Genomic DNA, 18,647 nt, shown 5'->3' with positions numbered 1-18,647 from the left:
GGTATAATTTATTTGCAAAACTGTATAAACAGTTAACTGCCTATGTATTGGGGACTATTTTTTTATTTCTTTTCTTTTGAAGAATTACATTTACAAACAAGATTACTATCATAAAAACTAATAGTATGTATAAGAATCCTCTAACATAAATTTCCTTTTTGCTAGATTGTTTCTTAGTAGTATCTTGCTCTGCTTCAGAGTCAGCTAAAATTGTAACATTATCCTTTAATTTCTGATAATTTGACACCTGCATCAGTTTCAATGGACTTGCAATAAATTCATATGCTTGTGTATATTCCATTGTTCCGAGTCTTGTATACGGAAGCTTCGCAGCAAATTCAGACATCATTAGCTGATTTTCCTTACTGGTAGATTCTTTTAAAGCTTTTGCCTCTGCTAGTCCATTTGATACCATATTTTTTGATGTTTCTTCAGCTTCTTCTATATGCGTCTTTAAAATTGTTAAATTTTCATCTGTGGATGTATATACTTTTTCTGTAAACTCTATATAATCTTGATTATTTTCTCTTACACTTTCTTGCATTGCATACCCATTTGTTTCCATTTGTGATACATAATCATCAATCTTCGAAGTATCCTTAATGGGATTATAAGCCGCCAATAAATTTTGATATGCAGCCACATCTGTCATTTCGTCTAAATATCTTTGTTCAAAAATCTTTTTAATTTTTTCTGTTCTTTCAATCAGGGGTAATATGCAGCTATTGTTTACAATTTCTTTAACAAATTGCGAATCGATTTCTTCTATTGCGGATATTTCAGGCTTTATATCTTGGATTTGCACACTATAGTTCTCCAAAAGATTAGAGGCAGTTATTGGATTACAGTTTTCATCCATACGAGAGTTGCCGGATTCATCAAATGTATTTCCTGAAAATTCTGTAATTTGATATACATCCTCTTTTACAAAATCCATTCCTGATTTTACATAGCTTTCCAATTCACTTATATTTCCATCAATTTTAAGATAAGTGATAGGCTCCAGTGATATACTACCCTTTGTTATATCTCCAATAAAATCTAACGCACTGTTATATCCACATTCATTAAGCAGTTGTAATATATCAGCGTCTGAATCACATGCAGCAAATGCTGTAGCAACAGACTTATTTACTTCAACTGAACCAGATAATGAAATAACTGATTCACTGCCTGTTTCCTCTTCTGCTGATTTATCTTCCTCTTGCGTTGACTCTTCCTCAGTGTCTTCTTTCGTTGTCTTCTCCCCTGTTACATTTTCTTCAACGGTTTCTTCCTCTTTTGTTTCTTCCCCTGTTGCCTTTTCTTCAACGTTTTCTTCTTTTGTCTCTTCCTCTTTTGTCTCTTCCTCTTTTGTCTCTTCCTCTTTTGTCTCTTCCTCTGCGTTCTCTTCATCACTCTCAGATGTTTTCCCCTCTAAGGTTACTTCGATCGTTTCTGTTTCTTCTTTTGCTTCTAGTAATTTATTTAATATAGTATCTAAGCACTCTTTTCTTTTCGCTATCACATCAGAATCATCACTCACAATTGAAACAAGTAAGCTCGGTGCTTCTTCTCCTTCTATACTATTGCTTGTAATTTTAATCTGTTTACCATTTGAGTCATCAACTATAGCGCAAGTTAAAGCAGGCAACGATTCACTTAAGTCTTGTTTATGATTAGAAAGTAATTCTTTCATTTCTGCTTTTAATTGATTATTATACTTTTCAATACTATCCTTTAATGCTGTTGCAATATAATTACGTTGCTCCTCTAGCGTATCTGTCTCAGATAATATATCTGACTTACTTAACTGTAGTTTTGTATTAAAATCTGTAAGACTTTGCGAAAAAGACTGAATCCCTTTTTCATATACAACATTACCCTTATCATCCGTCTGCAGTTTAATTTCTCCAACCTTAGCAGTTAAATTTGTTAGTGCTTGCGAAAGCGTCTTTCCGCTATTATTTAAGTTTGTTAACTGTTCCATTGAGTCATCAATATCACCTTTATATTCTTCATCAATATTTTTCACCAAAGCATTATTGTTTGACATAAAATCCGTTATATCTAGAGCAGTTAAGTTGTTTTCTTCTTTTTCAGTTTCCGGTATAATCACCATTTCAACTAAATCGGAGGCTTGTATTTCTTCAATTATATTTTTTTCCTTTAAGTCATTATCCATTACAGCCGATGTATAATCCTGAGCTTCATGAAATTCTTGCAAAATATTTGCTAGATACATATAGCTTATATCATTTTTTAAATCTTCTCCAAAGCTTAATACCTTGTATAGAATCTCTTTTTGTTTTTCACCATCAAAATTTGTATTTAACGCATATTTAAAAATTGACTGAGTCGGACTGCTGTTAAGGCTATCGATACTTTGAGAAAACGTAGAAGGTATGATAATATATGCTCCATAACTATCATTCTCAATTCCCCGTCTTGCATCCTCTAGTGAGGTATAAAGAAATGATTCATCTGAAAAGCGAATTACCTGTTCACCATAATAGATAGTCTCATTATTAGATAAAACTGTACCTTCATCTAAATTCACTACAGCAATGTACTGTTCTGTATTATCATTTGCGCTTTTTTTTATCGAATCGGACGAATGGACAATCTTTTTACTTCCAACAACGTTTCCAGCAAAATAGCAAGCAAATCCAACTGCACAAAAAATTATTATACTCATAGTAATTATGATTATCTTTTTCATCGTATTATTACTATTCCTTTCATTCATTATTTTCAGTTTTGTAACATCACTATACTATAAGGATCCAAACATTAAGGTCGAGTATTTTTTCATATTTTGTCGAAATTGAGCTTTTTGTAATCCCTAGCCCTAAACTTCTTTATCTTTGCAAGTCGCTTTTTGTCGATTAATGTCTTATCTTTTTCAGTAATAATTAATATAAAATTAATTTTTATTTCCAAATTTTAACAATTAATGCTATAATATTAATACATTAAAATAGGGGATGAAAAAAATGTATGAAAAAATTAAATTATTATTAATTGAAGATAATATAAACCAAAGATTAGAATTTAAAACTTGTATTCATTTTCATAAGCAATTTGAATTATATGGTGAAACAGGAAGCGAAAAGGAAGCATTAAATATATTGAAAAATGGATACATAGATGTAATAGTTTTAGACCTAGAGCTGCAGGAAGGAAATGGAATCCAATTAGCGGAAAGAATGAGGGAACTTCCCATAGATCAACCGTTTGTTGCTGTAACAACAAATAATTGCTCGGAATCCATTTTGCAGTATTTAAGAAAAGAACTGAAAGTTGATTTTATTTTTCAAAAAGCCAACTCAAGCTATACTCCTAACCAAGTACTATTTATTATCGAGAAAGCGTTTAAATATCATAAATCAAAAAATGCAAATATTAGCGAGGAAAAGCAGTTGTTAAGAAAAAGCATTTCACAAGAACTGCAAAATATTGGATTTAGTATAAAATATATAGGAACTGAATATATTACAGCCGCACTTCTTCTCTTATCTGAAATTCAAGATGACTATTATCAAATATCTAAAACAATTTACCCTGCACTAGCTACACAATATCAAACTGATCCTGCTAATATAGAAAAAGCAATTCGCATGGCAATTGAACATGTTTGGAATAATGCCAGCCTGATACAACTTCAAAAACATTATCCTTTTGATGTAAACAATAAAAATGGACGGCCAAGCAATGGAGAATTTATAAGTAATATGAAAATAAGGCTTTATGGCAAATCAGAGAAAACCCAATTGTATTCTTAATCCTTAGAAATAATGCTGTCATTCATTTGACAGCATTAGTATACAGTTATAAATATAAAATAACAGATTTAGAACAAAGCGGACTAGTCAACATCAGCTCCCTAATCCCTCACTCATGAGGGACTTGACCGCTTTGCCGCGCCGAATGCTGTTACGCAGTGACATTTTCCACTTGCATTCGTGCGCATTGTGTTTTTATTTCATAGGAATCAAAGCTTTTATGCGTTAACAACAAGGTCTTTCCTATGAAACAAAAAAACCGGAAGATTTATCCACCGGTATTGAGCCTTTAATCAAATATACTATTTTCGGAAATCTGATTGAACCTAAAGGTTTCTAACCATCTTTGATTCTGATTATTCCATATAATACTGATACCTTTCGTAAATCCCATATCACCATCATACTCTGTTAACTTATAGGAGGCGTTATAACGATTTAAAATATCCAACATTTCTGCAATTCCATGGCCTGTTCCTCCATCAGTATTTCCTCTTTTTCCAAATTCATTTAGAATATGAATCGGAAAAGTCACTCCATCGTCATAAATTTCAACTTCCAAAGCCTCATTTACACAACCCATTATTAATAAAATATTCCCAGTTCCTTTTTTTTCGACTGAGCGAAATGCATTTCTCATTAGATTTCCTATAAGCCGTAAAAATTCAAGATTAGATATATTATGTTTATTTAAAGCATCTGACATCTTAACATTGACAAATACATCAAAATTAATTCCTTTCGTTGCAGCCTCTTTTCCATATAATTGTATCTGCTCATCCAGAATATGAAGACCAGTGCACGGAAAACTTTTATATTGCATATCATCATTCTCACTTTCATCTATCTGTTCACTACATAGTTTACGTACCTCACTAATTAATTCATTAAACTCCTCAAAGTCATTATTATTTTTAATTTTATTTAAAACATAATTTAAAAGAGAAAGAATTTCTTTGGATTTATGTAATCGTTCAGACATTTTAAAGTTATCTTCCCAAAGTTGCTTTTTCTCCCGTTCAGCATAATACAAATCTCTAATCCACACAATACAAAATAATACAGCTACCGTTAACATAGTAATGAAAATATAAACATATGAATTACTTCTATTAACATTAAATGAAATATAAATAAGTACAGCCAAAATTAACCCACTAAAAACATTTAAAATAATTGATGCCGTTACTGTTGCAAATGATGCAATAAATTTTTGCCGCTTCAATGTAATTGTATACAGGCTAAAATTTAAAATTTCAAATAACGTAACTACAGAATAACTCCATCTTCCTAAATCCTTAATGTAATACCAAATCAAAAAATTCAAACAAATGCATATCAACTTGGCAATATAGGTTTTGCTTTCTACCTTGATATCAGATAATCTATCAATAATAATTGTTGCAACAATTGCTTGTAGTGTAACACCTACACACTCAATGAACACAGTCACTTTTATTCTCCCCCCTTATGATCTATACATTATTATATAAAAATTTTTTGAATAAGGCAAATAATATATGCAATAAGCTATATTACTGTTGTTTTTACAAATATCAATGATAGTAGCCATTAAATTTGCATTTAATCTTACCTAAACCTCTCCATTATATTATTTATTTTAGCAAAATAAATAATATAGACGGTCGATAACTTTATAAAAAAAAGTCGATTAGGTTGATTATTATTACCTTTATAATCATATTAAAAGAGTATTTGAAAAAGCTAGAGTAAAGACAAGGATTAAAAAGTCGAAAAATCATTCACTGTGATAAGAACTTTTTATAATATTTATTGTATATAATATGTATTCAAACATTTCCGTTTATTAGTGTTTTATTTTCAATTAAAATGTAGTATATTATTACTTAACTGCTACAGGAACTATTTGAAAAAATAATGATGGGAGAAGTATTATGAATACCTTTTATGAATCGTTTTCTCAATCTGACATTACCAAGTCAGAACGAGTGCTACATACGCCAAGCTCTTTTGCTAAAGCTTCTCTTTTTTATATGCAGGAAGCCGGAACTCTAAAGAGCTTAAAGAGTCACCGCTGTCAACGTGAGAACCTTAATTCTTTTCTATTTATAATTGTTTTATCTGGGAAAGGGGTTGTGACTGTAAAAGATAAGATTTATGCCCTTAATACCTCAGACTGTGTATTGATTGACTGTAAATTGCCCTATTCTCATCAAAGCAGTGAAGATGATCCCTGGGAGCTTATGTGGGTACACTTTAATGGCTGCAATGCACAAAGTTATTACAACCTATTTATTGAAAATTTTCCCAGCTTTGTTTTTCGTACCGATACCCCAACTAATTTCATTTCCCTGATTAACAAAATTATCGAAGCGCATAACGACAAGAATAATTTATCTGAGCTTGTAACCTCTAAGTTAATTACTGATATACTGACTCTTAGCTTTACAGAAGCTTTAAAGATGGAGGAATATAAAGATAATAGCATTGCTGTAAAGTTATCAGCCATATGCACTTATATTGATGAGAATTTCAAGAACCGGATTTCATTAGATCAATTAGCCGAACAGTTTTATATCAGTAAATTTCATTTATCCAGAGAATTCAAGACATTATATGGCGTCACAATCGGAAACTATATTCAACTTCAACGTATTAATTATGCCAAAAAGCTCCTTCGATTTTCTGATAAAAGCATCGAAATTATTGCTGGTGAATGCGGCATTCCGGATACAAGCTATTTTAATAAAGTTTTTAAGAAATCTGAAAATATAACCGCCTCACAATATCGACGTGAATGGGTGCAGTAAAAAGGAGCCGTTTTATCACTGCAACAGCTCCTTCTTTTATTACTTATTTTTTAATTAGTAATGATTTTCCTGTCATTTCTTCTGGCTGAATCATACCCATCATTTCAATTAATGTCGGTGCTATATCTGCCAAACATCCATTTGCTCTTAATGTATATGCTGGATCATAATTAACTAAAATAAACGGAACCGGATTAATTGTGTGTGCTGTAAAGCTTCCTCCATTCTCATAATCAATTAACTGCTCTGCATTACCATGATCGGCACAAATAAACATCTGTCCATCTACTTCCTTTAAAGCCTCTACCGTTCTTCCTACACATTTATCTACTGCTTCTATTGCCTTAATAGCGGCTTCCTCAATTCCTGTATGCCCAACCATATCTGGATTTGCAAAATTAATGATAATAACATCGTATTTATCTGATTTAATTGCCTCAACCAACTTGTCACATACTTCATAAGCACTCATCTCTGGCTGTAAATCATAGGTTGCAACCTTTGGTGATTTTACTAAAATTCTGTCCTCTCCCTTGTTTGGCTCTTCTACCCCACCATTAAAGAAGAATGTAACATGTGCATATTTCTCTGTTTCAGCAATTCTTGCCTGTGTCTTTCCATTCGCCGCTAAAAATTCTCCAAAGGTATTTGTGATGGCAACCTTATGAAAAGCCACTAATTTATTTTGAATTGTAGTATCATACTCTGTAAAGCATACAAAAGTAAGTGACAGTCTTTTATCTCTTGTAAAGCCTGCAAAGGAATCATCACAAAAAGCTCTTGTGATTTCTCTTGCTCGATCTGGTCTAAAATTAAAGAAAATGACAGAATCGTTATCCTTGATTGTCGCCAATGGCTTACCTGCCTTAGTAACTACAGTTGGCAAAACAAACTCATCGTTCTTACCCTCATCATAAGAAGCCGATACACCACCTGCTGCACAATCTGCAAACACTCCTTCACCTTTTACCATTGCATTATACGCAAGCTCAACTCGATCCCAGCGATTATCACGATCCATTGCATAATAGCGTCCCATTACTGAAGCAATTTCACCTACACCAATTTCTTTCATTTTATCCGTCAATGCTTCTACAAAGGCTTTACCTGAAGCTGGTGGCGTATCTCGCCCATCTAAGAAACAATGTACATAGACTTTATCTAATCCCTGTTGCTTTGCAAGTCTCAATAAGCCATATAAATGGGTGTTATGACTATGTACACCGCCATCTGATAATAGTCCAAATAAATGTAATGCTGTATTGTTAATTTTAGCATTTTCTACTGCTTTTAATAAGGCTTTATTTTTGAAAAAGTCGCCATCATTGATTTCCTTTGTAATTCTTGTTAATTCCTGATAAATGATACGTCCGGCACCCATATTTAAGTGACCAACTTCGGAGTTACCCATCTGTCCATCCGGAAGCCCTACTTCCATACCGCTTGCAAAGCCTTTTACAAATGGGCATTCTGACATAAGTTTATTTAATACAGGAGAATTTGCCTCTGCTACCGCATTACCTTCTTTTCTATCGTTTAATCCATATCCGTCGAGTATCATTAGAACTGTTGGTTTTTTACTCATAATGTTTCTCCTTTATCATAATTATAATTAATTTTTCCATTCGTGCAGTGTTTATGCACATTTTGGCAGATTAAAAATCTAATTTTTATCTTACCCATCTCAATTTAAAATTCTACTCTATTTCTTCCCATATTTCAACACTTTTTACATAAGTGCAAATTATATTCAATAAAAAGATATCATATTTCTTGTATTTTAACCAATTAAGCATTATCATATAGCTATTAGGGGTGTTTCACCCAATACAAGAAAGGATGATGACATGATGCTTCAAAAAGTACAAAAGTTTTTAGAGAATGAACATACAGCATTAGAAAAGGGACTAATGATTTCAGTTGGTTGCTTGTCTGGCATAATTATTGGTTTCTTTATTTCACCTATCAAGTATGGTTTTAAGATGTGGAGTGATATAGGCAGTTACAATGGATGCAATAACGATAGTAAAACAGCGCCCCCACCTCTCAAACCTCCAAAAAAGAATTTCTTTCATAAAAAATTAAAATGCTTAAAGAAAACTAAAAAGAATAGCAATGCTTCTTTACTGCCATAATATTAAAGAAATAAAAGTTCACCTATTGGTGAGCTTTTTTCTTGCACAGACCGAAAATTTATGTTATTCTTTGCTCTATGAATACACATATGTATATACATATAATAATTCAAATAAGATACGAAATATGGAAAGGTTAGGTTGCAAATGGAAAAGTTTAAAAATATATTAAATCGCATTTTTATTGATGGTTTAAGCGGAATGGCTCTTGGATTATTCTCCACTCTGATTATCGGAACTATTATTCAGCAGATAGGGAATCTGGTCGGAGGTACTTTAGGAAATACCCTTTACTTAATCGGAAAGATTTCCGCTGCCTTAACAGGTGCAGGAATTGGTTGTGGTGTTGCTTATAAATTCAAATCAAGCCCTCTTGTTCTATTATCTTCTGCAACAGCTGGTATGATCGGAGCTTTTGCAAGCAAAATATTAATCGGAGGTGTAATGGTAAGTGGCACACTTGGTGAGCTAACCTTGAATCAGGCAATTCTGTTAATTGGACCTGGTGAACCGCTGGGAGCCTTTGTTTCTGCCTATATTGGAATTGAATTTGGCAATCTTGTGTCAGGTAGAACTCAGGTAGATATTCTAATAACGCCATTCGTTTCAATTGTTACAGGAGCCTTTGCAGGACTCTTTATTGGTACACCAATTTCTATGTTCATGACAAGTCTTGGTGATTTAATTAACTGGGGAACGATTCAGCAGCCTGTACTAATGGGAATCATTGTATCTGTCCTTATGGGAATGATTCTTACTCTTCCAATCAGCTCAGCAGCTCTTGGAATTAGTCTAAGCCTATCTGGTCTTGCCGCGGGCGCTGCAACAATAGGATGCTGTTGTAATATGATAGGATTTGCTATAGCAAGCTACCGGGAAAATAAAACCAGTGGTCTTATAGCGCAGGGAATCGGTACTTCCATGCTTCAGGTTCCGAATATTGTAAAAAAACCTATTATCTGGCTTCCGGCTATTATATCCAGTGCCATTCTCGGACCAATTGGTACTTTAATTTTTCATATGGAAAATAACTCCACAGGTTCTGGTATGGGAAGTGCTGGTCTGGTTGGACAAATCATGACTTGGAATACAATGCTTGCTTCTGACGGAGCCTTTTTGGTTTTATTTAAAATTCTATGCATGCACTTTATATTTCCAGCTATCCTCTCGCTTCTCATCTCAGAATGGATGCGCAAAAAAGGACTCCTTCAATTTGGAGACATGCTGCTTAAGCTATAATAGCAAACATTAAGGCTGCTTTAAGAATTCTGTTTTTATAAAATTGTAAGTGGCCTTTTCTCCTCTTTCAGCTAACATTATTAGAAGCGTTTCAAGCTCCAAGCTTGTTTTGGAAGCCATGTAATAATAAGCTTTTCCATTCTTAAAATATTGCAGCGGCATTGATGTATTGTATTTTTCTTTTAGATATATTTTAGAGGCAGATACTCTGTCTACAAACATCTCTGCAACATACTTTTTTGGCATTGGTACCGGAACAATTCCCCGTCCGTCCATACTGTAATCCGTCCAATATTCATAATGATGTTTATTCCTTCCTTTATGATGCATCCAGGCCTCTGAATATGACTTTATTTCTCTTTCTGCATTATTAGGGCTTCTCATACCTTGATAATATTTACATCCAACCACAAATTCTGTTGGTGAATATTTGGAAAGATCATGTAATAAGCCTTGTTTATATAAACCAATTTTAAAGCATCCTTGCATAACCAGAATTTTATGCTGTGTTATTGTTCGAAAATGTTGAAACGCTTTCATTATAATCTCCTGCCCCAGTAATATTGTAGTCATTTATTCATTCTACTTTCCTACTAATACCACTATACTTCTTTCGTTCACCTTAATATTTCTGTACACTGTCTTTTGTTCATCCTCTGTATTCTTTGAAGTATCAATTATTACTTTCCACTTTTTTTTCATTGGCAGATTAGGAAGTGCGAATTCATGTTCGATCCAATGCATATTATAAGCGATATATATATAATCATCTTCTTTTCCCTTTGAAGTTTTTGCATATTGACCGCAATACATAACACCAATCTGTCTATTATAGTTCTCAAAGTCCGGATACCACGCTTTTTCACCATGGTAAGATAAGTCTGGATATCCACAAGATAAGTAATCCATAATTTTAAGTTCTGTTTCATAGTGAAGAATTGGATGATTCTTACGAAAATGAATTAACATTTTGGTAAAATTCAAAATATCCTTATGTTGCTTTTCACCATTCCAATTCAACCATGCGATGTCATTGTCCTGACAATATGGATTGTTATTTCCTTTTTGGGAATTTGCTATTTCATCTCCACTTAGTATACTTGGAACACCCTGACTAAGCAGTAACATAAGCAAAGCATTTTTTATCTGTTTTTTTCTTAATTCTACAATTCCCTTACGACGAGTCTGACCCTCCACACCACAGTTCCAACTGTAATTATAATTGCTTCCATCACGGTTATTTTCGCCGTTTTCTTCATTATGCTTTGCATTATATGATACCAAATCCATAAGATTGAAGCCATTATGACTTGCTATATAATTAATCACTCCACACTGCTTGGGATTTCTTCTCATTCTATAAGCAATATGCTCAAGCTGCTCCTCATCACCCTTTAAAAATCTTCTTGCATCCACTAAATAACCATCATGATAAATTGCCAGATTCTTAAATTTAGGGAACTTTCCAGAACCATATATTTTATCAAACTCAAAGTGCTCTGCCATAATCTTTGTGTGACTCAATCTAGGTAAGGAGGCTATCGCCGTTAAAGGAGCGGCATTACTGTTAATATGCACCCCATCAATATGATATTCCTCTACCCAATACCTTATGCAGTCTATGATCATATTTTGATTTTCATTTTCTTGAAAGTAAAATTCCATAATAACTTCTATCTTATTTTTGTGTAGCGCTTTCACCATATCTTTAAAAGCAACCACACAGTTATTTCCATACGCATAAGAGGCTTTTGGTGCAAAGTAATTTCCTCTTGTGTAGCCCCAGTAATTAATTGCATAATGTCTGTCCGAATCAAACTTTTTATACTCCATTCGATTATCTTGTCTGGGTATAATTTCATCAAATTCATAGGCCGGCATAAGCTCTACCTGATTAATTCCAAGCTCCTTTAGATATGGTAACTTTTCCAATATTCCCTCAAAGGTTCCTTTCTTTCTAACCTTACAGGAAGAATGCATTGTAAAGCCTCTGACGTGTAGGGAATACATAACAGCTTCATAGAATGGAATCCTAAGTGGCTTATCCCCTTCCCAATCATATTCTTCAAAGTCAACAGCAGCTCTTACCTTTGCATCTTCAACTGCTTGTCCCCAAACCTCTCGCCCTATAACCTGCCTTGCGTAGGGGTCTAAATAATTCTTATGATCGAGCATATAAGTATACTCGTATCTGCTATCTTGTAAATTTGTAATCAATACAGAATATATGCTGCCAATCTTATCTTCTTCTTTAAAGTCAACAGTTAAAATAGCTTCCTTACTCCCCGTTTGAAAAATTACCAAACTGCATTTTACACCGTCTTCTACTGCAATTGCAAAATTAATTCCCTCATTACACATAGTAACTCCAAGTGCAGCAGTTGACCCTTTGTTCACTTTCAGTTTCGCTCTTTCGTTACTATCTGTCATCATAATGATTGCTCCTCATGCTCTACTTCAGTTATTGTTCGTTTTTTCAGCCTCTATCTTTTCTTTCAATTCTGTTAAATACATCCATCGTTCCATTTTCTCCTCCAGTTGAGTCTCAAATTTAGATTTTTGTTCCATTAACTGATTTAATTTAGGAAAATTTGTCGCTGAACTTGCTATATCCTTATCTATTTCTTCCAGCATTTCCTCTAGTTTAGCAATTTCTTCGTCTATGGTTTCAAAATCCTTTTGCTCCTGATAAGTGAATTTTAGCTTTTGTACTTTTATCTTTTCCGTCTTAACCTTATTACTATTTCCCTTGTTATCCAAAGTCAATGCAGGCTGCTGCTGCTCAATATATTCGCTGTATGCGCCTTCAAATTGTCTTATTCTTCCCTCTGTCTCGAATGCAAAAATTCGTTTTATTACTCTGTCCAAGAAATATCTATCATGTGATACGGTAATCACAATGCCGTCAAAGTTGTCTAAATAATCCTCAAGTACAGTCATCGTTTGTATATCGAGGTCATTCGTCGGCTCATCTAATAGTAAAACATTCGGAGCTTCCATTAAAATTCTAAGTAAATATAATCTTCGCTTTTCACCGCCAGACAGCTTTTTAATTTGACTCCATTGCAAAGTTCCATCAAACAAAAAGCGCTCCAGCATCTGTGATGCTGATATTTTACCTTCCGATGTTTCAATATATTCTGCTCCTTCTCTTACATACTCAATCACCTTTAAATTCTCATCCATGTATTCATTTTCCTGCGAAAAATAACCGATTTTAACTGTTGTACCAATTTCTATCATTCCTTCATCTGGTTTAATCACACCATTGATTATTTTAAGCAAGGTACTTTTGCCACAACCATTTGGTCCAATGATGCCGACTCTGTCACCCTTTAAAAAAATATAGGTAAAATCCTCAAATAGTTTCTTATTATCATAGCTTTTACTGATTCGATTCACTTCAACAGTTTTTCTCCCCAGTCTGGAAGACAAAGAACTCATCTCAATATTTTCATCCTGAGATGGTGCCTGCATTTGCACCATTTCCTCATAACGTTCAATACGAGCTTTTTGCTTGGTGGAACGTGCTCTGGCACCTCTGCTAATCCACGCCAATTCGTTTCTAAGAATCGACTGTCTCTTTCTCTCAGTTGCATTATCCATATCTTCTCTTGCTGTCTTTAGACGCAAAAACTCAGAATAGCTGCCTGCATAACTATAAATATTTCCTTTATCTATCTCAATAATACGGTTTGATACACGATCCAAGAAATATCGATCATGTGTCACCATAATAAGTGCACTCTTTAGTTTTTTTAAATAATCTTCCAACCATTGTGACATTTCATTATCTAAATGGTTCGTTGGCTCATCTAAAATAAGAATATCAGCAGATGCAATTAATGTGTTTGCAAGAGCAATTCTTTTTTTCTGACCTCCGGACATATGCTCTATTAACTCATTGTGCCCAATTATTCCAAGTTTATTAAGAATTGATTTTGCTTCGCTTTCAATTGACCATTGATTTTCTTTTGTAATATTTCCTTCCAATACTGCCTGCAATACAGTAATGTGATCATCATATATTGGGTTTTGAGGCAAATATCGAATATAAACATTGTTTCCTTTCGTCACAGTGCCTTTCTCAGGACGCTCCAATCCTGCAACTATTTTAAGAAGAGTTGATTTTCCTGTCCCATTTACTCCTATGACTCCAATTTTTTCATTTTCATTTATACTAAAGCTTGCATTATTAAATAGTATTTTATCGGTATAAGACTTAACCATATTTTCAACTGTTAATAAATTCATAAGTACCTCTCTAAACTCAATTTGTCTACATCCGATTATAGCAAGGATTTAATCATAGGGCAAGTGGTGATTATCAGAAAAACTGTTATATGGAAAGCATTTACTTGTGCTCTCTGCTATAACAGTTTCCTTATGCTCATACTATATTTTTGCTACTTCTTATTCTTGCTGTAAAGTTTTAATCCTACCAGTACACAGCCTTCAATATAAGGCAAATCATTTGCCTGCAAGTAAGCCAATAGTTCCTCACTCTCGGCCCCCGGCTGTATCACTATAGCTTTATATTCTTTTGTACATTCTTTAATTAATTGAAGCCCTCGTACCGGATTGATACATAAATCAATAATGTCAATCGGCTCATCAATTTCATTAATCGAATCCAATTCTTTGCCGACAGCATACACCTTATATCCATTTTCTAATAGCTCTTTTTTTATTTTGTACGCGTATTTTTCTTCCTTTCGTGTATCTCCAACTACTACAAATACATTTTGCTGCAATATTTCTTTTATATCCATTTGTTCTCCTTTTCCTTGAGTATTTGATCACATTCTCTAAGCAGTGCATTACAGCCTTCGTAAACATCTTGATACGTAATGTCAAAATCACCTGTATACCACGGATCTGAAATGTCCCTTGGTCGGTCTGTAAAATCCAAAAGTCTGCATACCTTACTCTTGCTATCCTTTCCAATTATTTTTAAAATATTTACTACATTTCTTTGTTCCATTCCTATAATAAAGTCAAAGTGATTACCGTCTTCTCGACATAGCTGTACCGCATATTTTCCTTCCACATTAATTCTAAATTCTCTCAATTTATTTTTCGTTCCATAGTGAACTGGATTGCCTATTTCCTCTCTGCTTGTAGCAGATGATGCGATAGAAAAGACATCCGTTAATCCCCTTTGCTTAACCATATCCTTGAATACAAACTCAGCCATCGGTGAACGACATATGTTGCCGTGGCAGACGAATAGTACTTTTATCATCTATTGATTCTCCTTGTAAATGCTGTATTTATAGGCTTTTTCATTACTTTTACAGTGTTTTCTTGCTTCTAGATTTTTAGTGTTTTTTGGTATAAATTCGCTTATTTTTGCTTATTTTATCCTTGCCTTGTCGTAAAAGTGTCGTAAACTTTTAAATCTTTACGACAACCCTTTTTCTACCATACATCAACATTCTAGTGCTAACAGTTCTTTGGATGCATCCTCATATCCCATATGTGTGTATGTATTTAGGGTTACTCCGATTTCACTATGTCCCATAAGATACTGCAAGGTCTTTGGATTCACTCCTGCCTTTGCCATATTAGAACAAAAGGTATGCCTGCACACATGTGGTGTGATCTTTGGCAATGGATTTTTATATATACCATTATATTTTTCTCTAATGTGCTGGAAATACTTTTCCCAATGAAGGGCAACCATAGGCATGTTATTTTTATCTAGAAATAAAAATCCCCATTTGCCATCAATCATTGGTTCTACTTTTGGTTTGGCTCGATTTGCAATCATTCGTTTGAAAGCTTCTCTTACCTCTGGTCTCATAGGAATATAACGAACACCTGCAGCAGTCTTTGGCTCTTGAATCACATATTGCATATCTCTTGTCCGTTGTAACTGATGTGTAATCAAAATCCGATTATTCTCAAAGTCAATATCACCAATGGTTAGTCCACAAAACTCTGATATACGCAGTCCTGTTCGAAATAAGATGAAGATTCCATCATAGTATCTACCAAAGTGCTTATCTTGTCTGATAAAATCAAGAAAATCTCTTTCCTGCTTTTTGGTTATGGCTTCTCTTGTCACACTATTATTTACAACTACGGAATGTAATTGAAAATCAAATGGATTCTTACGAATCAAATCATCATCTACTGCCATTTGAAAAGCAGGTCTTATGATTCCTCTAATTGCATGAATGGTTGAATATCCTCTTCCATCATCTTGCAATTTTATGATCCATAACTTTGCATCGGACAATTTTACCTGATCAATTCTTTTGGAGCCAAAGGTTTCCTTTTCCATAATATTTATGACAAACTGATAATTTGCTTTTGTACTGTGTCTAACTCCGCGCTTGCCTGCCACATACCTTTTCACTAATTCAAGAACAGACATATTACCACCATTAACTGCTACTCGATCTACACAATCAATTCGTATTTGTTTTTCTTGTTCTCTTAGTGAAATACATTCCTGCTTTCCCTTTGGTAATACATCTGATGGATTTAATTTCCAACTATACACCGTTCTTCGCTTTCCAAAAGCATCCATATATTTATATTCATATTTTCCATCTTTTCTTTGGCTCTCACCTTTTAATAATCTGCGTCCTTTCTGGTCACGTCTTACTGTATCTGACATAAAAACTCCTTCCTAATAAAAAGAGAGCCAAGCTATGATATATAAAATATACCATAAATATGACTCCTTTTCTATTGGATTCTACCCTTAAATCGCTGTCAATTTTTCATCAATGTATTGTTCAAACAACTTTCTTTTTATCTGTGGTCTTGTTCCATTCCATAAAATAAACTCTTCCTCCGGATGTTCATCTATTAACTTTCGAAGTTTTTTATATCCAATATGAAAATATTCTGAAGCCTCTTGAACAGATAAAATATATTTACGCCATAATGGAATTCCATATTTATTAGTTTTATTAATTGTTTTATTTTCTTCGATTACATTCACCTCATCCTATATTTTTGTTATATGCATAGCTGTTACTCCTAAGGTGCACCTCTCTGGTTTACTGCTATATACAAATAATAAAGGATATGAGAAAACAAAAAGCGGCTTCGTAGTCCGCACTTTTATGATTTACAAGGACTAGGAATACGCTTTTATAATTTTATTATTATTTTGTTTAATGTTTTGCTCATTCAAAATATAAACAACTTCACTTCTATAAAAAGGGGGGGGATTGCAAGATACGCAAAAGAGCTAGCTCCACTATTTTTGCATCTTGTTAGGGGTAAAATCCCCTAAAACCCCTAATATTTTTAATGTCACTCACTTTTTTCACTAATAATCGTGAAATGAGTGAACTTTTGTAACTCACTTTGGCAAAGTTAGTGAACTTTGTTAGTTACTTTTTCTGTTAGAAATTTTAAACATAAAAAAATCAGTTACTTTTTGTCACTCACAATTGCTAAATGAGTGAACTTTTGTAACTGACTTTTGGGATGTTAGTGAACTTTGTTAGTGAACATTTTAAACTTTACCCCGAAAACTGGACACAGATTTTAAATGTAACCTAAAAATTACAATTTCAGATAACAATCTGTTATTTATAACTTTTATTAAAATTACTTTTTCAGATAAAATGGTCCTAGAAAATGAGTAAACTGATTTTGTATTTTCTTTATAATTTCACAGGCTTCATTATTCTTTTTATTTAAATTAGAAATTTCTAGTTTTTGCTTTTCAATTATTGTATTTTGAGATTCTGTATTCTCCCTTAGTTTTGCTATAATTATTTTTTGTCTTTCATATTGATCTAATATTGTCTCCACTTTCTCCTCCAAACCAATCCATCCTAAACGGTGTTCTAAACTTGTAACAATTATTTCATCAAATCCTGTACCTCTTTTCTTACTATAACATTTATGAAAATCACAGCTTTCTTTCGCAAAATTAAGACATCCAATTAAATACTGCTGTGTTTTTCTAACATTCCCTCGACTATAATCCTTTCCTTTATATGGTCTAAAAACTAATCGTGCTCCACATTTAGGACAAATCGAAATATCTGTCCTTGTAAAATTATAATGTCCTTCATGAGTTTTTGTCCACTTTTCAATTTTTTCAGTTGTTTTAAGCATTTCCTTATGTTTGTCTGCTTTATTTTTTGAATTATCTTCATACTTTTTTATCTTTATATTTAGATTGGAATCAACTTTTTCATTATATTTTGTTCTTAATAATAAGCATAATACATTCAATAAATTTTTTCTTGTACATACATAATCATTAGGATATTGAGTAGTTAATTGCATATCATCGCATTTAAGTAAACATTCAATTGTCATAACTTTTTTTCTATCCACTCCTAATTCAGAGCAAAAAATATTTTTATGTAATCTATTCTGAATTAATGGATTAGAAACCTCCTCATTACTCATCAGTTTCCATTGTTCGTCTTTATAAGAACATTTCATATAATGTTCATTTTTTGTTTCAATAATATAGACAAAATAGTCTGTAACAATTATATGATCAAGTTCAGTTGTTAGATATCCGTTATCACCATACATTGATGGAAACTCTAGAATTACATTATTATAAATTCTTGCTTGAATTTGATTCAATTTAATAGCCTTCTTTATAATATTTATAACTTCTTGTTCTCCTACAATTCCTTTTTCAATGTTATTCATTTTGCATTCCTTTACTTATCTGTATTTTCTTTACTCTTTTTAAATAGCTATAATAAATTTTTATAATTTAT

Annotated in this window: 15 protein-coding genes; 4 read left to right on the top strand and 11 right to left on the bottom strand. The window is 33.0% G+C overall.

From position 1 onward, the window contains the following. Positions 1 to 40: 40 nt before the first annotated feature. Entirely contained in the window at positions 41 to 2,701 is a 2,661-nt protein-coding gene (locus C8E03_RS13190) for a YhgE/Pip domain-containing protein (RefSeq protein ID WP_110291237.1), read from the bottom strand. A 274-nt stretch (positions 2,702 to 2,975) separates the two neighbouring features. Between C8E03_RS13190 and C8E03_RS13185 the strand changes: the two genes are divergently transcribed. Then, a complete protein-coding gene (locus C8E03_RS13185) occupies positions 2,976 to 3,764 on the top strand; it encodes a sporulation initiation factor Spo0A C-terminal domain-containing protein (protein WP_170122992.1) in 789 nt (262 codons plus the stop codon). Positions 3,765 to 4,053: 289 nt separating this feature from the next. Here C8E03_RS13185 and C8E03_RS13180 read toward each other — a convergent pair whose 3' ends face one another. Then, positions 4,054 to 5,217 carry an ATP-binding protein gene (locus tag C8E03_RS13180; RefSeq protein ID WP_094376713.1) on the bottom strand — a complete coding sequence of 388 codons (1,164 nt, stop codon included), beginning with the start codon at positions 5,215 to 5,217 and terminating at the stop codon, positions 4,054 to 4,056. 463 nt (positions 5,218 to 5,680) lie between these two features. On the opposite strand from C8E03_RS13180, the gene C8E03_RS13175 reads away from it, so the two are divergent. Then, positions 5,681 to 6,556 carry an AraC family transcriptional regulator gene (locus tag C8E03_RS13175; protein ID WP_094376712.1) on the top strand — a complete coding sequence of 292 codons (876 nt, stop codon included), beginning with the start codon at positions 5,681 to 5,683 and terminating at the stop codon, positions 6,554 to 6,556. A 43-nt stretch (positions 6,557 to 6,599) separates the two neighbouring features. On the opposite strand, the gene gpmI is transcribed toward C8E03_RS13175, so the two are convergent. After that, positions 6,600 to 8,141 carry a 2,3-bisphosphoglycerate-independent phosphoglycerate mutase gene (gene gpmI, locus C8E03_RS13170; protein WP_110291236.1) on the bottom strand — a complete coding sequence of 514 codons (1,542 nt, stop codon included), beginning with the start codon at positions 8,139 to 8,141 and terminating at the stop codon, positions 6,600 to 6,602. Between the two features lie 262 nt (positions 8,142 to 8,403). Here gpmI and C8E03_RS13165 point away from each other — a divergent pair, with 262 nt between their 5' ends. Both C8E03_RS13165 and C8E03_RS13160 read left to right on the top strand, forming a co-directional pair. Beyond that, entirely contained in the window at positions 8,404 to 8,691 is a 288-nt protein-coding gene (locus C8E03_RS13165) for a hypothetical protein (RefSeq protein ID WP_094376710.1), read from the top strand. A 147-nt stretch (positions 8,692 to 8,838) separates the two neighbouring features. Continuing rightward, positions 8,839 to 9,930 (top strand): PTS transporter subunit IIC, encoded by a 1,092-nt coding sequence (locus C8E03_RS13160; RefSeq protein ID WP_110291245.1) that lies wholly within the window; start codon positions 8,839 to 8,841, stop codon positions 9,928 to 9,930. A gap of 9 nt (positions 9,931 to 9,939) precedes the next feature. Here C8E03_RS13160 and C8E03_RS13155 read toward each other — a convergent pair whose 3' ends face one another. The 8 genes from C8E03_RS13155 to C8E03_RS13120 all read right to left on the bottom strand — a co-directional run bounded on the left by C8E03_RS13155 (position 9,940) and on the right by C8E03_RS13120 (position 18,576). Beyond that, positions 9,940 to 10,470, bottom strand: a complete 531-nt coding sequence (locus C8E03_RS13155; RefSeq protein WP_094376709.1) for a DUF5662 family protein — start codon at positions 10,468 to 10,470, stop codon at positions 9,940 to 9,942. Positions 10,471 to 10,512: 42 nt separating this feature from the next. After that, the gene (locus tag C8E03_RS13150) at positions 10,513 to 12,363 is read right to left on the bottom strand and encodes an alpha-amylase family glycosyl hydrolase (RefSeq protein WP_094376708.1); all 1,851 of its coding nucleotides are present in this window, start codon (positions 12,361 to 12,363) and stop codon (positions 10,513 to 10,515) included. 24 nt (positions 12,364 to 12,387) lie between these two features. Continuing rightward, complete coding sequence (locus C8E03_RS13145; protein ID WP_110291235.1) at positions 12,388 to 14,184, bottom strand: ABC-F family ATP-binding cassette domain-containing protein; 1,797 nt, start codon at positions 14,182 to 14,184, stop codon at positions 12,388 to 12,390. Positions 14,185 to 14,336: 152 nt separating this feature from the next. Further along, positions 14,337 to 14,702 carry a CoA-binding protein gene (locus C8E03_RS13140; protein ID WP_094376706.1) on the bottom strand — a complete coding sequence of 122 codons (366 nt, stop codon included), beginning with the start codon at positions 14,700 to 14,702 and terminating at the stop codon, positions 14,337 to 14,339. Next, the gene (locus tag C8E03_RS13135; RefSeq protein ID WP_110291234.1) at positions 14,693 to 15,175 is read right to left on the bottom strand and encodes a low molecular weight protein-tyrosine-phosphatase; all 483 of its coding nucleotides are present in this window, start codon (positions 15,173 to 15,175) and stop codon (positions 14,693 to 14,695) included. Before C8E03_RS13135 ends, C8E03_RS13140 begins: the two co-directional genes overlap by 10 nt. 186 nt (positions 15,176 to 15,361) lie before the next feature. After that, positions 15,362 to 16,558 carry a tyrosine-type recombinase/integrase gene (locus C8E03_RS13130; RefSeq protein ID WP_094376704.1) on the bottom strand — a complete coding sequence of 399 codons (1,197 nt, stop codon included), beginning with the start codon at positions 16,556 to 16,558 and terminating at the stop codon, positions 15,362 to 15,364. Positions 16,559 to 16,645: 87 nt separating this feature from the next. After that, the gene (locus C8E03_RS13125) at positions 16,646 to 16,888 is read right to left on the bottom strand and encodes an excisionase (RefSeq protein WP_242993534.1); all 243 of its coding nucleotides are present in this window, start codon (positions 16,886 to 16,888) and stop codon (positions 16,646 to 16,648) included. Positions 16,889 to 17,505: 617 nt separating this feature from the next. After that, positions 17,506 to 18,576: a nuclease-related domain-containing protein gene (locus C8E03_RS13120; protein ID WP_094376703.1), complete on the bottom strand. Its 1,071-nt coding sequence runs from the start codon at positions 18,574 to 18,576 to the stop codon at positions 17,506 to 17,508. Between the last annotated feature and the right edge of the window lie 71 nt (positions 18,577 to 18,647).

The organism is Lachnotalea glycerini (genome assembly GCF_003201285.1).
GTDB classification, from domain to species: domain Bacteria; phylum Bacillota; class Clostridia; order Lachnospirales; family Lachnospiraceae; genus Lachnotalea; species Lachnotalea glycerini.
The sequence above is the reverse complement of the archived record's forward strand: the minus strand, read 5'-3'. Positions and strand labels throughout refer to the sequence as shown.

What these genes read in the sequence shown, in the direction of transcription:
- C8E03_RS13165 (WP_094376710.1), top strand. Translation starts at nt 8,404, where the DNA reads ATGATGCTTCAAAAAGTACAAAAGTTTTTAGAGAATGAACATACAGCA.
- C8E03_RS13120 (WP_094376703.1), bottom strand. Translation starts at nt 18,576, where the DNA reads ATGAATAACATTGAAAAAGGAATTGTAGGAGAACAAGAAGTTATAAAT.
- C8E03_RS13140 (WP_094376706.1), bottom strand. Translation starts at nt 14,702, where the DNA reads ATGGATATAAAAGAAATATTGCAGCAAAATGTATTTGTAGTAGTTGGA.
- C8E03_RS13145 (WP_110291235.1), bottom strand. Translation starts at nt 14,184, where the DNA reads ATGAATTTATTAACAGTTGAAAATATGGTTAAGTCTTATACCGATAAA.
- C8E03_RS13135 (WP_110291234.1), bottom strand. Translation starts at nt 15,175, where the DNA reads ATGATAAAAGTACTATTCGTCTGCCACGGCAACATATGTCGTTCACCG.
- C8E03_RS13175 (WP_094376712.1), top strand. Translation starts at nt 5,681, where the DNA reads ATGAATACCTTTTATGAATCGTTTTCTCAATCTGACATTACCAAGTCA.
- C8E03_RS13130 (WP_094376704.1), bottom strand. Translation starts at nt 16,558, where the DNA reads ATGTCAGATACAGTAAGACGTGACCAGAAAGGACGCAGATTATTAAAA.
- C8E03_RS13150 (WP_094376708.1), bottom strand. Translation starts at nt 12,363, where the DNA reads ATGATGACAGATAGTAACGAAAGAGCGAAACTGAAAGTGAACAAAGGG.
- C8E03_RS13185 (WP_170122992.1), top strand. Translation starts at nt 2,976, where the DNA reads ATGTATGAAAAAATTAAATTATTATTAATTGAAGATAATATAAACCAA.
- C8E03_RS13155 (WP_094376709.1), bottom strand. Translation starts at nt 10,470, where the DNA reads ATGAAAGCGTTTCAACATTTTCGAACAATAACACAGCATAAAATTCTG.
- C8E03_RS13190 (WP_110291237.1), bottom strand. Translation starts at nt 2,701, where the DNA reads ATGAAAAAGATAATCATAATTACTATGAGTATAATAATTTTTTGTGCA.
- gpmI (WP_110291236.1), bottom strand. Translation starts at nt 8,141, where the DNA reads ATGAGTAAAAAACCAACAGTTCTAATGATACTCGACGGATATGGATTA.
- C8E03_RS13160 (WP_110291245.1), top strand. Translation starts at nt 8,839, where the DNA reads ATGGAAAAGTTTAAAAATATATTAAATCGCATTTTTATTGATGGTTTA.